The organism is Stenotrophomonas sp. SMYL86 (assembly GCF_036320025.1).
In the GTDB taxonomy this organism is placed as follows: Bacteria; Pseudomonadota; Gammaproteobacteria; order Xanthomonadales; family Xanthomonadaceae; genus Stenotrophomonas; species Stenotrophomonas maltophilia_A.
In genome coordinates, this window is sequence record NZ_JAWIRU010000001.1 from 496,798 (window position 1) to 512,012 (window position 15,215).

The following is a 15,215-nucleotide window of genomic DNA, read 5'->3' on the forward strand; positions in this document are numbered from 1 at the left end:
GCGCATGGGGCGGCCCAGTGGGGGGTGTGTTTAGGCGGGCCGCCTCGACTGCTTTCATGACCAGTCGAGCAAGCTCGACTCTACAGAGGCAGGGTCGAGCATCGCTCGACTCTACAAAAGCGCTCAAGTTCGGCGCCTACCCCGCCGATACAGCAGCCATGTCCCATGACCTGCTCAACCGGATCGACCAGCGGACCCGACTGGCCGGCCACAATCGCCTGGCGCTGCTGCTGTTCCGCCTCGGCGGACGTCAGCTTTTTGGCGTCAATGTCTTCAAGGTGCAGGAAGTCCTGCGCCGCCCGGAGCTGTTCCAGGTGCCCGGACTGCCCAGCCAGTTCGCCGGCGTGGCCGACGTCCGTGGCCGCTCGGTGCCGGTGCTGGACCTGGGCCTGGCCATCGGCCACCCCGAGCGTGAGCCCGATGCGGACACCTCGCCCGGCTACCTGGTCGTGACCGAGTTCAACCGCTCGATCCAGGGCTTCCTGGTCAGCGGCGTGGAGCGCATCGTCAACATCGCGGTGGAAGACATTCACCCGCCACCGGAACTGGGCGCCGAATCAAGCTACCTGACGGCGGTGACCCGCTTCCAGGGTGAGTTGATCCAGGTGATCGACGTTGAAAGCGTGCTGGCCGATATCGCCCAGGTGCGCGGTGAAGCAGTACTCGACCCGGCGATGGCAATGCCCGCCGACGGCCCGCAGCTGCAAGTGCTGGTGGTGGACGACTCTCGTGTAGCCCGCCAGCAGATCCGCAGCGTGCTGGACCAGCTTGGGGTCGGCGCCACCCTGCTTTCCGACGGCAAGCAGGCGCTGGACCACCTGCTGCAGATCCAGGCCTCGGGCGAGAACCCCGCCGAGCGCTACGCCATGGTCATCTCGGACATCGAAATGCCGGCCATGGACGGCTATACGCTGACGACGGAAATCCGGCGCCATCCGGGCCTGTCCGGCCTTTACGTCCTGCTGCATACCTCGCTGTCGGGCGTATTCAACAATGCGATGGTCGAGCGCGTCGGCGCCAACGCCTTCGTCGCCAAGTACTCGCCGCACGAACTGGCCGACTTCGTGCTGGATCGCCTGCGCAAGGTCGCGATGGCGGCCTGAGGCCTCTGATCCGGTAGTGGGGGGGGGGGGGGGGGGGGGCCGGGGCCCCCCCCCCCCCCCCCGGCCGCGCCCCGCCGCCCCCCCCCCGCCGCTACCCTCTCGAATTTGGCACACCCCTTGCAGCTTCCCGGGCAACGTTCCTGTGGGAGTGCACCGTGCGCAACCTGATTACCGACTACCTGGGCGTCCACGCCCAGGCCATGCCGTTGCGCGAACAGCGGATGAAGCTGATCGCCAGCAACCTCGGCAATGCCGACACTCCCGGCTACAAGGCCCAGGATCTGGACTTCGATGCCGCCCTGCGCCACGCCCAGGGGCAGGATGCCAATGGCCTGATGGCCACCACCCACGAGCAGCACTACGAGATCAGTAGTGGCCTGAACCCGTTCCAGATCGCGCGCGAAGGCGTGCAACCCAGCCTGGACGGCAACACCGTCGATCCCGATGCCGAGCGTGCCGCCTATGGCCGCGCCGCACTCGAATACCGCGCCTCGCTCAGCTTCGTCGAGAGCAAGGTGCGTTCCATGCTGACCGCGATCACGGGGCAATAAGCCATGAGCAACCTGCCGATCTTCGATATCGCCGGCTCCGCGCTGCAGGCGCAGTCGGTGCGCATGAGCACCATCGCCTCCAACCTCTCCAACGCCGACACCGTCGCCGGTTCCGCCGATGCCGTGTACAAGCCGCTGGAACCGATCTTCCAGGCCGTGACCAGCAAGAACGATCCGAACATCACGTCGGTGAAGGTCAAGGAGATCACCCAGAGCGAAGCCGCGCCGATCAAGCGCTATGAACCGGGCCACCCGCTGGCCGACGGTGATGGCTACATCTACCAGCCCGATGTCGATCCGGTGGCGCAGATGGTCAACCTGATCTCGACTTCGCGCAATTACCAGGCTGGCGTGGAGATGCTGACCACCGCCAAGGAACTGGCCCTGGCGACCTTGACCATGGGCCGCTGAGGCCCGCAGCACCGGATACCACCATGACCACCGCCGTCAACAACCAGACCAACCAGGACGTCTACGCCGCGCTCGGCCTGAACGCCCCGAACAGCAACGCCACCAAGAAGAAGAACACGCTGGACCAGGCCGATTTCCTGCGCCTGATGACCGAGCAGCTGCAGCACCAGGATCCGCTGAAGCCGATGGACAACACGCAGATGGTTGCGCAGATGGCGCAGATGTCCACCGTGCAGGGCATCACCGATCTGAACAAGACGGTGAAGGGTTTCCAGGAATCGATGGCCAGCGACCAGGTGCTGCGCGGTGCCGCTCTGGTTGGCCACCAGGTACTGGTGCCGTCGGAAAAGCTGGTACTGGAAAAGGAAGGCAGCGTCGAAGGCACGGTGGCTGCGCCCTCGGCCGGCATCGTGACCGTCGACATCACCGATGCCAACGGCACCAAGGTCACCTCGCTGAGCGTAGAAGCCAAGGCCGCTGGCGAAACCGCGTTTCAGTGGGACGGCAAGGACGCCAACGGCAAGCGCATGGAACCGGGCAAGTACTCCATCGTCGCCAACCACGTCGACACCGCCGGCAAGAGCACCAAGCTGTCCACCTTCGTGCAGGCCCCGGTGGAGAGCGTGACCGTCGGCTCCGACGGCCTGTACCTGAATCTCAAGGGCCTGGGCACGGCCCCGATCGACTACGTGCTCCGCGTCAGCTGAGCCGCACATTCCGCATCTACCAGGAGCATCCCATGGGCTTCAACGTCTCCCTGTCCGGCATCAATGCCGCCAATACCGACCTGAGCGTCACCGCCAACAACGTCGCCAACGTCAATACCGCCGGCTTCAAGCAATCACGCGCCGAGTTCGCTGACCTGTTCGCCTCCACCAGCTACGGCCTGTCGAAGAACCAGACCGGCTCGGGCGTGCGTGTTTCCAACGTGGCCCAACAATTCATCCAGGGCCACAACGAGCAGACCGGCCGCAGCCTGGACATGGCGATCTCCGGTGAGGGTTTCTTCACCATGAACATGAACGGCTCGCGCGTGTACTCGCGTGCCGGCAACTTCCAGACCGATTCCGCCGGCTATGTGATCAACCCGCAGGGCGCGCGCCTGCAGGTGTTCGCGCCGAACGCCGATGGCACCAACTTCGATGCCGGCCGCCTCGTGGACCTGCAGCTGCTGACTACCGACAGCGCGCCGAAGCAGACCAGCGAAGTGAAGGTCGGTTTCACCCTGCCCGCCAACGCCAAGCAACCGACGGTCACCAATTTCGATCCGACCGACTCGAACAGCTACAACCACTCCAGCGGCGGCATCACCGTGTACGACTCGCTGGGCGTGAGCCACATCCAGGTCTCGTACTTCGTGAAGGGCGCCAACCCCAACGAGTGGACCGTGCGCAACTACGTGGATGGCCAGCCGGCCGGCGCACCGACCCCGGTGACGTTCGACAACAGCGGCAAGCTGACCAATCCTGCCAACGGCAAGGTCAGCCTCGGTACTTTCACCCCGACCACCGGCGCGGGCCAGCTGAACATGACGCTGGATATCAGCGGCTCGACCCAGTACGGCGAGAAGTTCGCGCTGCGCAACACCCAGCAGGACGGCTATGCCGCTGGCAAGCTCAACGAGATCACCGTGTCGGAAACCGGCGTGGTCTATGCCCGCTACTCCAACGGCGACGACAAGCCCCTCGGCCAGGTCGCACTGACCACGTTCAACAACACGCAGGGTCTGGAGCAGAAGGGCAACAACCTGTGGGTGGAGACGTTCGAGTCGGGCACCCCGCGCACCGGCATGCCGGACACCTCCAACCTCGGCAAGATTCAGGCCGGCTCGCTGGAAGCGTCCACCGTCGACCTCACCGAGCAGCTGGTCAACATGATCACCGCGCAGCGCAACTTCCAGGCCAACGCGCAGATGATCACCACGCAGGACCAGATCACCCAGACCGTCATCAACATCCGTTGATGACCTGCTGACCCCGTCACGGAACTCCCCGCATGGATAAAGCCCTTTACGTGGCGATGACCGGTGCCCGCGCCTCCCTGCAGGCGCAGGGTACGCTCAGCCACAACCTCGCCAACTCCGACACCCCCGGCTTCAAGGAAGCGCTGGCCAACACCGAAGCCTTCCCGATCCGTGGCCCGGGCTTTGCCTCGCGGGTGGATGCGCTGCATGTCGACGCCGGATTCAACCGCACGCCCGGTTCGCAGCACATCACCGGCAAGCCGCTGGACCTGTCCCTGCAGACCGGCACCTGGCTGGCCGTGCAGTCCAGTGACGGCAGCGAGGCGTACACGCGCGGCGCGGCGTTGTCGGTGACGCCGAACGGCCAGCTGGTGACCTCCAGCGGCCGCCCGGTACTGGATGACAACAACAACCCGATCGCCATTCCGCCCTACCAGGCGATGGAGATCGGCGCCGACGGCACGCTCTCGATCATCCCGCAGGGCGAAGGTCCGCAGACCATGGCGCAGATCGGTCGCATCAAAGTGGTACAGGCACCGGATGAACGCCTGGAGCGTGGCCTGGATGGCCTGTTCCGCAACACCGACCCGCTACAGCCGTTCGCACCGGCACAGGGCACGGCCGTGCACAGCGGCCAGCTGGAAGGCAGCAACGTGGATGCCGCTGGCGCGCTGGTGCAGATGATCCAGCTGCAGCGCCAGTACGAAATGCAGGTGCAGGTGATCAAGCACGGCGACGAAAACGCGCGCAGCGCCAACAGCATGCTGCGCCTGGGCAGCTGACGGAATTCCGGCGCCGGTTGATGCCGGCGCTGGCACACCGCTTGCACACCCGATACCAAGGGCCGCACCACGCGGCCGGCTTCAGCAGACAGGACATCGAAGATGAACCAGGCATTGTGGATCGCGAAAACCGGACTGGATGCGCAGCAGATGCGCATGTCGGTGGTTTCCAACAACCTCGCCAACACCAACACCACCGGCTTCAAGCAGGACCGTGCCAGTTTTGAAGACCTGCTGTACCAGCAGGTGCGCCAGCCCGGCGGCTCCTCGTCGGCGCAGACGCAGCTGCCCACCGGCCTGCAGCTGGGTACCGGCGTGCGCGTGGTAGCCACCGCCAAGAACTTTGAACAGGGTGGCCAGCAGCAGACCGGCCGCGCCCTGGACGTGATGGTCAATGGCCGCGGCTTCTTCGAAGTTCAGATGCCTGATGGCAGCTCGGCCTACACCCGTGATGGCTCGTTCAAGATCAACCAGGACAGCGAGCTGGTCACCAACAGCGGCTACCCGGTGCAGCCGGGCATCCAGATTCCCGAAGGCGCGCAGTCGGTGACCATCGGCACCGATGGCACCATCAGCGTGAAGATGGCCGACGGCGCCGCCTCGGTGGAAGTCGGCGCACTGACCCTGACCGACTTCGTCAATCCCGCTGGCCTGCAGGCACGTGGCGAGAACCTGTTCCTGGAGACCACTGCGTCCGGCCCGGCACAGAACGGCAACCCCGGCCTCAACGGCCTCGGCACTGTGGTGCAGGGCGCGCTGGAAGGCAGCAACGTCAACGTGGTGGAAGAGCTGGTGTCGATGATCGAAACCCAGCGCGCCTACGAGATGAACGCCAAGGCGATCTCCACCACCGACTCGATGCTCGGTTATCTCAACAACAAGCTCTGACCGGCCAAACCGGGAAACTGCCATGTCGCCCATTTCCAACTTCGCCCGCACTGCTCTCGCCTGCGCCGTGGCCGCCCTGCTCGGTGGCTGCGTGATCGCGGGCGACGTGCGCCCCTACCCGACGATGGCACCGATCCAGCCGATCATGCCGCCGCAGGCACAGCCGACCGCCGGTGCGATCTACGCTGCCGGCCCGACCCTGCAGCTGTATTCGGACCGGCGCGCGCGCGATGTTGGCGACCTGTTGACCATCACCCTGCTGGAAAACACCACCGCGCAGACCAGCGCCAACACGGCCACCAACAAGGAATCGAACCTGAGCCTGGGAACGCCGTCCATTCTCGGCGCTCCGGTCACCCTCGGCGGCAAGGACATCCTGAGTGCCACAGCCAAGGGCGCGCGTGACTTCACCGGCAAGGGCAACAGCGCGCAGAGCAACCGCCTGCAGGGCAGCGTCACCGTCACCGTGGTCCAACGCCTGCCCAACGGCAACCTGGTGGTGCAGGGGCAGAAGAACCTGCGGCTCAACCAGGGCGATGAACTGGTGCAGGTGCAGGGCATCGTGCGCCCGGGCGACATCAGCCAGGACAACACCATTCCGTCCAGCCGCGTGGCCGAGGCCCGCATCGTCTACGGCGGCCGCGGTCCCGTCGCGCAGTCCAACGCGATGGGCTGGCTGAGCCGCTTCTTCAACTCCGGCCTGACGCCGTTCTGAGTATGGCCATGAAACTCTTCTCCTCTTCTTCCTGGCAGCGACGCATGGCGTCGTTCGTCGCGCTGATGCTGCTGGTCGTGGCTGCCCCGGCCAGCGCCGAGCGCATCAAGGACCTGGCCCAGGTCGGCGGCGTGCGCGGCAATGCGCTGGTGGGTTATGGCCTGGTGGTCGGCCTGGATGGCAGCGGCGACCGCACCAGCCAGGCACCCTTCACCGTGCAGAGCCTGAAGAACCTGCTCGGCGAACTGGGCGTCAACGTGCCGCCGAACGTCAACCCGCAGCTGAAGAACGTGGCCGCCGTGGCGATCCACGCCGAACTGCCGCCGTTCGCCAAGCCGGGCCAGCCGATCGACATCACCGTGTCCTCGATCGGCAACGCGGTCTCGCTGCGGGGCGGTTCGCTGCTGATGGCGCCGCTGCGCGGTGCTGACGGCCAGATCTATGCCATCGCCCAGGGCAACCTGATCGTCGGCGGCTTTGGTGCGCAGGGCAAAGACGGTTCCCGTGTCTCGGTGAACGTGCCCAGCGTCGGCCGCATTCCCAACGGTGCCACCGTTGAACGCGCCCTGCCCGACCCGCTGGCCAACGGCGGCGACATCACCCTGAACCTGCACAACAACGACTTCACCACGGTCTCGCGCATGGTTGCCGCGCTCAACAACGCCTTCGGCGAAGGTGCGGCGCGTGCGGTCGATGGCGTGACCGTGGCGGTCACCGCGCCGACCGACCCAGGCGCGCGCATCGGCCTGCTGGCACGCATCGAGAACCTGGAACTCACCCCCGGCAGCGCCCCGGCCAAGGTGGTGGTCAATTCGCGTACCGGCACCGTGGTCATCGGCCAGCAGGTGCGCGTGGGACCGGCGGCGATCTCGCATGGTTCGCTGACCGTGACGATCCAGGAAAACACCAACGTCAGCCAGCCCAATGCGCTGTCCGGCGGCCGCACCGTGGCCAGCCCGCAGTCGACCATCACCGCCACCAACGACGGTAGCCGCATGTTCAAGTTCAGCGGCGGCACCACCCTGGACGAGATCGTGCACGCGGTGAACGCCGTGGGCGCGGCACCGGGCGATCTCATCGCGATCCTGGAAGCCCTGAAGCAGGCCGGCGCACTGAGTGCCGAGCTCGAGGTGATCTGATATGCGTATCACTCCCGCATTCGATCTGCACCCGGCGCAACAGAACGATCCGGCCAAGATCGACAAGGTCGCGCGCCAGCTGGAAGGCCAGTTCGCGCAGATGCTGGTCAAGAGCATGCGTGACGCCAGCTTCGGCGATTCGCTGTTCCCCGGCGAAAACAAGATGTTCCGCGAGATGTACGACCAGAAGATTGCCGAGGCGATGACCCGCGGCAAGGGCCTGGGCCTGTCGGGCATGATCAGCCGGCAGCTGTCCGGCCAGGCCGCCGACGGCCCGGCGCTGGATACCCGCGTGGACCCGGCCAAGGCCAGTCGTGCCTACCAGCTCAATGCACCGGCCAAGCCGGCACCGTCGCTGCCGCTGGAAGACGGCAGCCAGGCCGTGCGCCTGCTGCAGCAGATGGCCGCCGGTGCACAGCACGGTGCGCAGGCGGCGGTCGCACCGATGGAACAGGCCCTGGACCTGATCGCCGGCCGCGAGAGCAGCAGCATGCACCGCTCGCTGGGCACCGACGATCCGTACATCGGCAGCCTGCAGGGCGAGAACTGGGCCGCCAACAGCGACCAGTGGTCGGCCACCGCCAGCAATCGCGGCACCGCGATCAGCCCGGCCGATGCGATGGCCACCCGTACCGCCGTCGCCCAGCTGGGCGAGCACACCCCGGAAGGCTTCGTTGCCAGCATCTGGCAGCACGCGCAGAGTGCCGCCAAGGAACTGGGCGTGGATGCCCGCGCCCTGGTCGCCCAGGCGGCGCTGGAAACCGGCTGGGGCAAGCGCCACATCAAGCATGCCGACGGTAGCACCTCGCACAACCTGTTCGGCATCAAGGCCAATGGCTGGAACGGCCAGCGCGCCGTGGCCGGCACGCACGAATATGTCGATGGCGTGCGCCGCAACGAGACCGCCAGCTTCCGCGCCTACAGTTCGCCGGCCGAGAGCTTCGCCGACTACGTGCGCCTGCTGAAGACCAGCCCGCGTTACCAGCAGGCCCTGCAGGCCGGCACCGACGTGCAGGGCTTCGCCCGCGGCTTGCAGCGCGCCGGCTACGCCACCGATCCGCGTTACGCGGCCAAGATCGCCGCGATCGCCGGCGGACCGACCATCGAGCGTGCCGTCAGCGCCGTCGCCGATGCCGGCTCGCGCCTTGGCCAGACCTTCGCCAGCACCGCAACCGCGGCGCTGGGTATCACTCGTCGTTGAGGAACCCCATGTCCAGCGTACTTTCCACCGGTACTGGTGCCCTGCTCGCCTTCCAGCGTGCGTTGGCGACCACCAGCCACAACGTCGCCAACATCAACACCCCTGGCTACAGCCGGCAGAAGGTCGACTTCGCCACGTCTGATCCGCAGAACTACGGCTTTGGGGACGTTGGCAGCGGCACCCGCATCACCGATATCCGCCGTGCTGCCGACCAGCTGGCCATCTCGCGCCTGCTCGACAGCAGCGGCGAGCTGGCACGCCTGAAGCAGCTTTCGGGCATGGCCGACCGGGTGAATGCCCTGTTCTCGGACCCGGCCACGAATGTCGCCGGCTCCTGGTCCAACTTCTTCGACGCCGTCAGTGGCCTTTCGTCCAACGCGGCCGGCACGGCCGACCGGCAGAGCCTGCTCGATGGCGGCAAGGCCCTGGCGAGCCGCTTCGTGCAGCTCAACACGCAGATGAACAACCTGAGCAGCGAGGTCAACAACGGGCTCATTGCCGGCGCCACGGAAGTCAATCGCCTGGCGCAGGAGATTGCGCAGATCAACGGCGCCATTGGCAGCAACGTGGCCAACGCGGCGCCGGACCTGCTCGACCGTCGCGACCAGCTGATCTCGCAGCTGATCGGTTACACCGGTGGCACTGCCGTCGTCCAGGATGGCGGCGTGATGAACGTCTATACCGCAGGCGGCAATGCGCTGGTGGTGGGCACGACCGCGTCCAAGGTCACTACGGTGACCGATCCATATCAGCCCGAACGCCTGCAACTGGCGCTGGAAACCCAGGGCAACACGATCACGCTCGATCCCAAGGCAGTGGGCGGAAAGATCGGCGGCATGCTCGAGTTCCGCGATACCGTGCTGACACCGGCCCAGGCCGAACTGGGCAAGCTCGCCGTCGGCCTGGCCGAGAGCTTCAACCAGGCGCACCACCAGGGCGTGGACCTGTACGGCAAGATGGGCGGCGACTTCTTCACCATCGGCAACCCACGCGTCACGCCCAACGCGAGCAATACCGGTACTGGCAGCCTCACTGCGACCTATGGTGACCTGTCCAAGCTGGAGGCACAGAACATCGTCCTCAAGTTCGACGGCACCCAGTGGCAGGCCACCCGCGCCGACACTGGCGCCACCGTTGCGTTGACCGGTACCGGCACGACCGCCGATCCGCTGGTGATCAATGGCGTCAAGCTGGTGGTCGGCGGCACCCCGGCCACCAACGACCGTTTCCTCCTGCAGCCGACTGCGGGCGTCGCCGGAAGCCTGGAAACCGCCATCACCGATCCCTCCCGCATCGCCGCAGCGGCAGCGGTCAAGGGTACGGCTGCACTGGCCAACACCGGCACCGGGAAGCTGACCGGCGTCACCGTCAACGATGTATCCAATCCGAACCTGCGCGATCCTGCCGCAATCGTGTTCACGTCGGCGACCACCTACACCATCAACGGTGGGCCGCCGCAGACCTACACACCGGGCCAGACCATCAGCGCCAATGGCTGGAGCTTCGTGCTGGACGGTGCACCGAAGGTCGGCGACACCTTCAATATCAGCCCTACTCCGGCAGGCTCGTCGGACAACAGCAACGCGGCAAAGCTGGCCAAGGTCGAGGACGCCAAGGCCTTCAACGGCGGCACCGTCACCCTCAACGGTGCGCTGGGGGGGTTGACCACGCAGGTCGGCGCGGCGGCACGTTCGGCCGAGTACTCGCTGGACGCGCAGCAGGTCATCACGGACAAGGCGCAGGCAGCCCGCGACGAGATCTCCGGCGTCAACCTGGATGAGGAAGCAGCCGACATGCTGCGGTTGCAGCAGGCCTATCAGGCCGCCTCACAGCTGATCTCCACCGCCGACAACATGTTCCAGACCATCCTGGGAGCCGTCCGTCGATGAGCAGCCGAATTTCCACCGGGATGATGTTCAACCAGTCCGTGTCGCTGATGCTCGCCAAGCAGTCGAAAATCAGCCACCTCGAGCAGCAGATCGCGACTGGCAGCAAGATCACCTCCGCCAAGGACGACCCGGTCGCTGCAGGTACGGCCGTTGGCCTGGACCGTGTCGTGGCCGGGCTCGAGCAGCTCGGCAAGAACGCCAACAGCGTGCAGAACCGCCTGGGCCTGCAGGAAAACGCCTTGGCTCAGGTCAATGAGCTCATGTCGCGCGCCGTGGAGTTGAGTATCCAGGCCAACAGTCCGGTGCCCAAGGCCAGTGACCTCAAGGCCATCGTCAGCGAGCTGAAGACCATCCAGGAAAGCCTGCTGTCGCTGGCCAATTCCCGGGATGGCAGCGGACGCTACCTGTTCGGCGGCAGCAACGACGCTGACGCCCCGTTCCAGCGAAGCGGCGGCACCGTGACCTACAGCGGTGACCAGAACCAGCGGCAGGTGGAGGTGGCACCGGGCCAACTGGTCTCCGACGCCCTGCCCGGCAGCGAGATCTTCATGCGCATCCCCACCGGCGATGGCCGTGTGGATGCCAGCGCGGCCGCCGGCAACACCGGCAGTGGCCTGTTGACCTCAGTCAGCCGTGACGGCAGCGGCAGCTGGGCCGGCGGCACGCTCAATGTCCGCTTCACCGGCACTGCCGAAGGTGCCTATGAGGTGGTTGATGGCACCGGCACGGTGGTCGGCAGCGGAACCCACAAACCCGGCGAGGACATTGTCGTTGGCGGCGTGCGCATGCGCATCGAGGGCAAGCCAGCCGCCGGTGATCAGTTCAACGTCAGCGACGCGGGTAGCCGCGACATCTTCTCCACCCTGGACAAACTGGTCGCTGCACTGGAAACCGACCCGTCCACCGAAAGCCAGCGCACGGCGCTGCAGAACACGCTGCAGTCCAGCATCCGCGACCTCAACAGGGCCTCGGAAACGATGATCGACGCCCGCGCCAAGGGCGGCGCCCAGCTGGCCGCCATCGATACCGCGGCCAGCGCCCGCGAAGCCACTGCCGTCACCGTCAAGAGCACGCTCTCGACGATGCGCGACCTCGATTACGCCGATGCCATCGGCCAATACAAGCTGGAGACCGCCGCCCTTCAAGCCGCCCAGACGATCTTCAGCCAGATGCAGGCGATGTCCCTGTTCAACAAGATCCGCTAGTCCCTTTCCCCGTTCCATCCGTCTTCCAGCACGGCGCGTCCCGCGCCTTCCACACCGAAACAACCGAGCAACCACGGAGAAGCACCATGGCACAGATCATCAACACCAACACCATGTCGCTGAACGCTCAGCGCAACCTGTCCACCAGCAGCAGCTCGCTGGCCACCTCGATCCAGCGCCTGTCCTCGGGCATGCGTATCAACAGTGCCAAGGACGACGCCGCCGGTCTGGCGATCTCCGAGCGGTTCACCACCCAGATCCGTGGCATCAACCAGGCCGCGCGCAACGCCAACGACGGCATCTCGCTGGCACAGACCGCTGAAGGCGCACTGGGCGAAGTCGGCAACAATCTGCAGCGCATCCGCGAACTGGCCGTTCAGGCCCGCAGCGCAACCAACTCCGCCTCGGACCGCCAGGCGCTGAACGCCGAAGTGCAGCTGCTGAAGCAGGAAATCCAGCGTGTTGCCGAGCAGACCAACTTCAACGGCACCAGCCTGCTGGACGGCAGCTTCACCAACCAGGCCTTCCAGATCGGCGCCGACCAGGGCCAGACCATCAACATCTCGCAGATCACCAATGCGAATGTGCACATGCTGGGCAGCTGGACCAGTGCGTCAACTGATGGCTCGCTGACCGGTGCCGTGCCGAATACCGGCAACGTCGCCTCTACGGGAGCATTTGGCGCATTTACCCCGACAACCAGCACTGCAGCCTTCACCATTGACGTGGGCGGCATCAATATCGTCAACGTCGCCGACGCGTCTGGTGTGACGGAAACGAATCTTCAGGCCGCGATCGATGGCAAAGCAGCGGCGCTCACGGCAGCTGGTATTTCCGTCTCAGGCGATGTCGCCACCGGCGACCTTACGTTCACCAAGTCCGATGGACAGACCCTCCAGGTGAACATGAGCACCGCTGCGGCGGCAACCTTCGGCAACAGCGACAAGGTCAAGGGTCCGCATACCGCTGGCGGGTACAGCCCGACCAGCTTCCAGCTTTCAGGCTCCAAGGGTTCGGTAACCATCGATCTGGATCCGGCAAAGAACGCAAGTGATCGTGCCACTCAGATGGTCAACGCGGTGAACGCAAAGACCCACGCCACCGGCGTGAGCGCGGCACTGGTGGATGGCAAGCTGCAACTGACCGACAAGGAAGGCAATGTCACTGTAGGCTTGGCCGGTACCACGGACGCGCCTGCACTTCTGAAGGAAACTGGCCTCGCCCCTGGCAGCTCCACGACCTACGCTGCCGGCAAGGCAACCGTTGGATTCGCTGATCTGGATATTTCGTCACAGGCCAACGCCGACAACGCCATCCTTGCGATGGATGCCGCGCTGCAGTCCGTCAATTCGGCGCGTGCCGACCTCGGTGCAATCCAGAACCGCTTCACCTCGACCATCGCCAATCTGAACACCAATTCGGAAAACCTGTCTGCTGCGCGCAGCCGCATCCGTGACGTTGACTACGCACAGGAAACCGCCGAACTGACCCGTGGGCAGATTCTGCAGCAGGCCGGCACGGCCATGCTGGCCCAGGCCAACCAGGTGCCGCAGAACGTACTGCGCCTGCTGCAGTCGTAATACCTGCACCACTCGAGCTGGAGCCGGGCCCCGCCATGCAGATGGCGGGGCCTTTTCGTTTGACCAGAGAAAAAAGGATCGAAACTCCGCTAAAGGCCGGAGGGGTAGTGCCGTTATTGATTTCAGCAGCGGTAGCACACCCCTTGGGGGGAAGCCAGCCACTGCCCCCCGAAACCGGTCAGGCTGCTCTGCCGGACACACTGCCTACAAGGAAACCGCACCATGGCACAAGTCATCAACACCAACACCATGTCGCTGAACGCCCAGCGCAACCTGGGCACCAGCGGCGCCAACATGGCCACCACCATTCAGCGCCTGTCCTCGGGCATGCGCATCAACAGCGCCAAGGACGATGCCGCCGGCCTGGCGATCTCCGAGCGCTTCACCACCCAGATCCGCGGCGCCAACCAGGCCGCCCGCAACGCCAACGACGGCATCTCGCTGGCCCAGACCGCCGAAGGTGCACTGGGTGAGATCGGCAACAACCTGCAGCGCGTCCGCGAGCTGGCTGTGCAGTCGCGCAGCGCCACCAACTCGGCCTCGGATCGCCAGGCCCTGAATGCTGAAGTACAGCTGCTGAAGCAGGAAATCCAGCGCGTCGCCGAACAGACCAACTTCAACGGCACCAACCTGCTGGACGGCACCTTCACCAACCAGGCCTTCCAGATCGGCGCCAACCAGGGCCAGACGATCAACATCTCCCAGGTTACCAATGCCAACATCAGCAAGCTGGGGAACTGGACGACCGCCTCGACGGATGGCTCCTTGACCGGCGGCGTCCCGAACACCGGCACCGCCACCACCTCCGGCAGCTTTGGCGCCTTCGCCGCTCCGACTGCTAACGGCGCCTTCACGATCGATGTCGGTGGCGTGAATGTGTACACCAATGCTGACGCCTCTACTGCCACCGCTGCCGCAATCGACACCGCCATTGCCGGTAAGACCGCTGAACTCGCCGCCAAGGGGATCGTTGCATCGGGTAAGGCTGCAGATGGCGATCTGACCTTCACCAAGGCCGACGGGCAGAAGATGGAGGTCAAGCTCAGCGCTGATGCTGCAGGGGCATTTGTCAACGGGAACACGGTACAGGGCACGCACACTTCCGGTGGTTTCGGCAAGGCGAGCTTCACGCTCTCCGGCAGCACCGGCAGCGCTCAGATTGACCTGACCGCCGTTGGCAACGCCGGTGATCGTGCGACCCAGATGGTCAACGCAGTCAATGCCCAGACCCACAATACCGGCGTTACCGCAGCACTGGTCGAGGGCAAGATGCAGCTGACCGACAAGGCCGGCAATGTGACCATCGCGGTGGCCGGCACTACCGACGCTGCAACGCTGACCAAGGAAACCGGCCTGTCCGAAGGCTCGTCGGCGAACTACGCAGCAGGCAAGGCCGCTACTGGGTTTGCTGACCTGGACATCTCCTCGGTCAAGGGTGCCGACAACGCCATCCTGGCGATGGAGGCAGCCCTGAACTCGATCAACTCCGCCCGCGCCGACCTGGGTGCGATCCAGAACCGCTTCACCTCGGTGGTTGCGAACCTGAACACCTCGTCGGAGAACATGTCGGCTGCCCGCAGCCGCATCCGCGACGTGGACTACGCTTCGGAAACCGCCGAGCTGACCCGCAACCAGATCCTGCAGCAGGCCGGTACCGCCATGCTGGCCCAGGCCAACCAGTCCAGCCAGAACGTGCTGAGCCTGCTGCGCTGATCCAGCGGTAGTACAAGGCAACAACGGGAAGGGGGCGCAAGCCCCCTTCTTCGTGCCCGGTGGCGGATTGGCATG

14 protein-coding genes are annotated in these 15,215 nt (G+C 65.4%); all 14 read left to right on the forward strand.

Annotation, left to right across the window (positions count from 1 at the left end):
* Positions 1–158 precede the first annotated feature (158 nt).
* Positions 159–1,103 carry a chemotaxis protein gene (locus V3B64_RS02310; protein WP_049421926.1) on the forward strand — a complete coding sequence of 315 codons (945 nt, stop codon included), beginning with the start codon at positions 159–161 and terminating at the stop codon, positions 1,101–1,103.
* 155 nt (positions 1,104–1,258) lie between these two features.
* Positions 1,259–1,654 carry a flagellar basal body rod protein FlgB gene (flgB, locus tag V3B64_RS02315; protein ID WP_005409576.1) on the forward strand — a complete coding sequence of 132 codons (396 nt, stop codon included), beginning with the start codon at positions 1,259–1,261 and terminating at the stop codon, positions 1,652–1,654.
* Between the two features lie 3 nt (positions 1,655–1,657).
* A complete protein-coding gene (gene flgC, locus V3B64_RS02320) occupies positions 1,658–2,065 on the forward strand; it encodes a flagellar basal body rod protein FlgC (RefSeq protein ID WP_010485892.1) in 408 nt (135 codons plus the stop codon).
* Between the two features lie 23 nt (positions 2,066–2,088).
* On the forward strand, positions 2,089–2,772 hold the full coding sequence (locus tag V3B64_RS02325; protein ID WP_049421924.1) for a flagellar hook capping FlgD N-terminal domain-containing protein: 684 nt from the start codon (positions 2,089–2,091) through the stop codon (positions 2,770–2,772).
* 32 nt (positions 2,773–2,804) lie between these two features.
* On the forward strand, positions 2,805–4,028 hold the full coding sequence (gene flgE, locus V3B64_RS02330) for a flagellar hook protein FlgE (protein WP_107431886.1): 1,224 nt from the start codon (positions 2,805–2,807) through the stop codon (positions 4,026–4,028).
* A 32-nt stretch (positions 4,029–4,060) separates the two neighbouring features.
* Entirely contained in the window at positions 4,061–4,810 is a 750-nt protein-coding gene (locus V3B64_RS02335) for a flagellar basal body rod protein FlgF (RefSeq protein ID WP_032127377.1), read from the forward strand.
* 102 nt (positions 4,811–4,912) lie between these two features.
* Positions 4,913–5,698 carry a flagellar basal-body rod protein FlgG gene (gene flgG / locus V3B64_RS02340; protein ID WP_005409571.1) on the forward strand — a complete coding sequence of 262 codons (786 nt, stop codon included), beginning with the start codon at positions 4,913–4,915 and terminating at the stop codon, positions 5,696–5,698.
* A gap of 22 nt (positions 5,699–5,720) precedes the next feature.
* Positions 5,721–6,413 carry a flagellar basal body L-ring protein FlgH gene (gene flgH / locus V3B64_RS02345; RefSeq protein ID WP_010485899.1) on the forward strand — a complete coding sequence of 231 codons (693 nt, stop codon included), beginning with the start codon at positions 5,721–5,723 and terminating at the stop codon, positions 6,411–6,413.
* Between the two features lie 2 nt (positions 6,414–6,415).
* On the forward strand, positions 6,416–7,552 hold the full coding sequence (locus V3B64_RS02350) for a flagellar basal body P-ring protein FlgI (protein WP_049421917.1): 1,137 nt from the start codon (positions 6,416–6,418) through the stop codon (positions 7,550–7,552).
* Position 7,553: 1 nt separating this feature from the next.
* On the forward strand, positions 7,554–8,753 hold the full coding sequence (gene flgJ, locus V3B64_RS02355) for a flagellar assembly peptidoglycan hydrolase FlgJ (RefSeq protein WP_329913552.1): 1,200 nt from the start codon (positions 7,554–7,556) through the stop codon (positions 8,751–8,753).
* 8 nt (positions 8,754–8,761) lie between these two features.
* Positions 8,762–10,642: a flagellar hook-associated protein FlgK gene (flgK, locus tag V3B64_RS02360; RefSeq protein WP_049398113.1), complete on the forward strand. Its 1,881-nt coding sequence runs from the start codon at positions 8,762–8,764 to the stop codon at positions 10,640–10,642.
* Complete coding sequence (gene flgL / locus V3B64_RS02365) at positions 10,639–11,847, forward strand: flagellar hook-associated protein FlgL (protein WP_049398114.1); 1,209 nt, start codon at positions 10,639–10,641, stop codon at positions 11,845–11,847. Before flgK ends, flgL begins: the two co-directional genes overlap by 4 nt.
* Positions 11,848–11,933: 86 nt before the next feature.
* Positions 11,934–13,427 carry a flagellin gene (locus tag V3B64_RS02370; RefSeq protein WP_197612176.1) on the forward strand — a complete coding sequence of 498 codons (1,494 nt, stop codon included), beginning with the start codon at positions 11,934–11,936 and terminating at the stop codon, positions 13,425–13,427.
* 222 nt (positions 13,428–13,649) lie between these two features.
* Positions 13,650–15,140, forward strand: coding sequence for a flagellin (locus V3B64_RS02375; RefSeq protein WP_107431890.1), 1,491 nt, complete (start codon positions 13,650–13,652; stop codon positions 15,138–15,140).
* Positions 15,141–15,215 lie beyond the last annotated feature (75 nt).

Bases quoted from the DNA above. Each gene is read 5' to 3' on its own strand.
- V3B64_RS02310 (WP_049421926.1), top strand. From the start codon at position 159: ATGTCCCATGACCTGCTCAACCGGATCGACCAGCGGACCCGACTGGCC.
- flgC (WP_010485892.1), top strand. From the start codon at position 1,658: ATGAGCAACCTGCCGATCTTCGATATCGCCGGCTCCGCGCTGCAGGCG.
- V3B64_RS02325 (WP_049421924.1), top strand. From the start codon at position 2,089: ATGACCACCGCCGTCAACAACCAGACCAACCAGGACGTCTACGCCGCG.
- flgE (WP_107431886.1), top strand. From the start codon at position 2,805: ATGGGCTTCAACGTCTCCCTGTCCGGCATCAATGCCGCCAATACCGAC.
- V3B64_RS02335 (WP_032127377.1), top strand. From the start codon at position 4,061: ATGGATAAAGCCCTTTACGTGGCGATGACCGGTGCCCGCGCCTCCCTG.
- flgG (WP_005409571.1), top strand. From the start codon at position 4,913: ATGAACCAGGCATTGTGGATCGCGAAAACCGGACTGGATGCGCAGCAG.
- flgH (WP_010485899.1), top strand. From the start codon at position 5,721: ATGTCGCCCATTTCCAACTTCGCCCGCACTGCTCTCGCCTGCGCCGTG.
- V3B64_RS02350 (WP_049421917.1), top strand. From the start codon at position 6,416: ATGGCCATGAAACTCTTCTCCTCTTCTTCCTGGCAGCGACGCATGGCG.
- flgJ (WP_329913552.1), top strand. From the start codon at position 7,554: ATGCGTATCACTCCCGCATTCGATCTGCACCCGGCGCAACAGAACGAT.
- flgK (WP_049398113.1), top strand. From the start codon at position 8,762: ATGTCCAGCGTACTTTCCACCGGTACTGGTGCCCTGCTCGCCTTCCAG.
- flgL (WP_049398114.1), top strand. From the start codon at position 10,639: ATGAGCAGCCGAATTTCCACCGGGATGATGTTCAACCAGTCCGTGTCG.
- V3B64_RS02370 (WP_197612176.1), top strand. From the start codon at position 11,934: ATGGCACAGATCATCAACACCAACACCATGTCGCTGAACGCTCAGCGC.
- V3B64_RS02375 (WP_107431890.1), top strand. From the start codon at position 13,650: ATGGCACAAGTCATCAACACCAACACCATGTCGCTGAACGCCCAGCGC.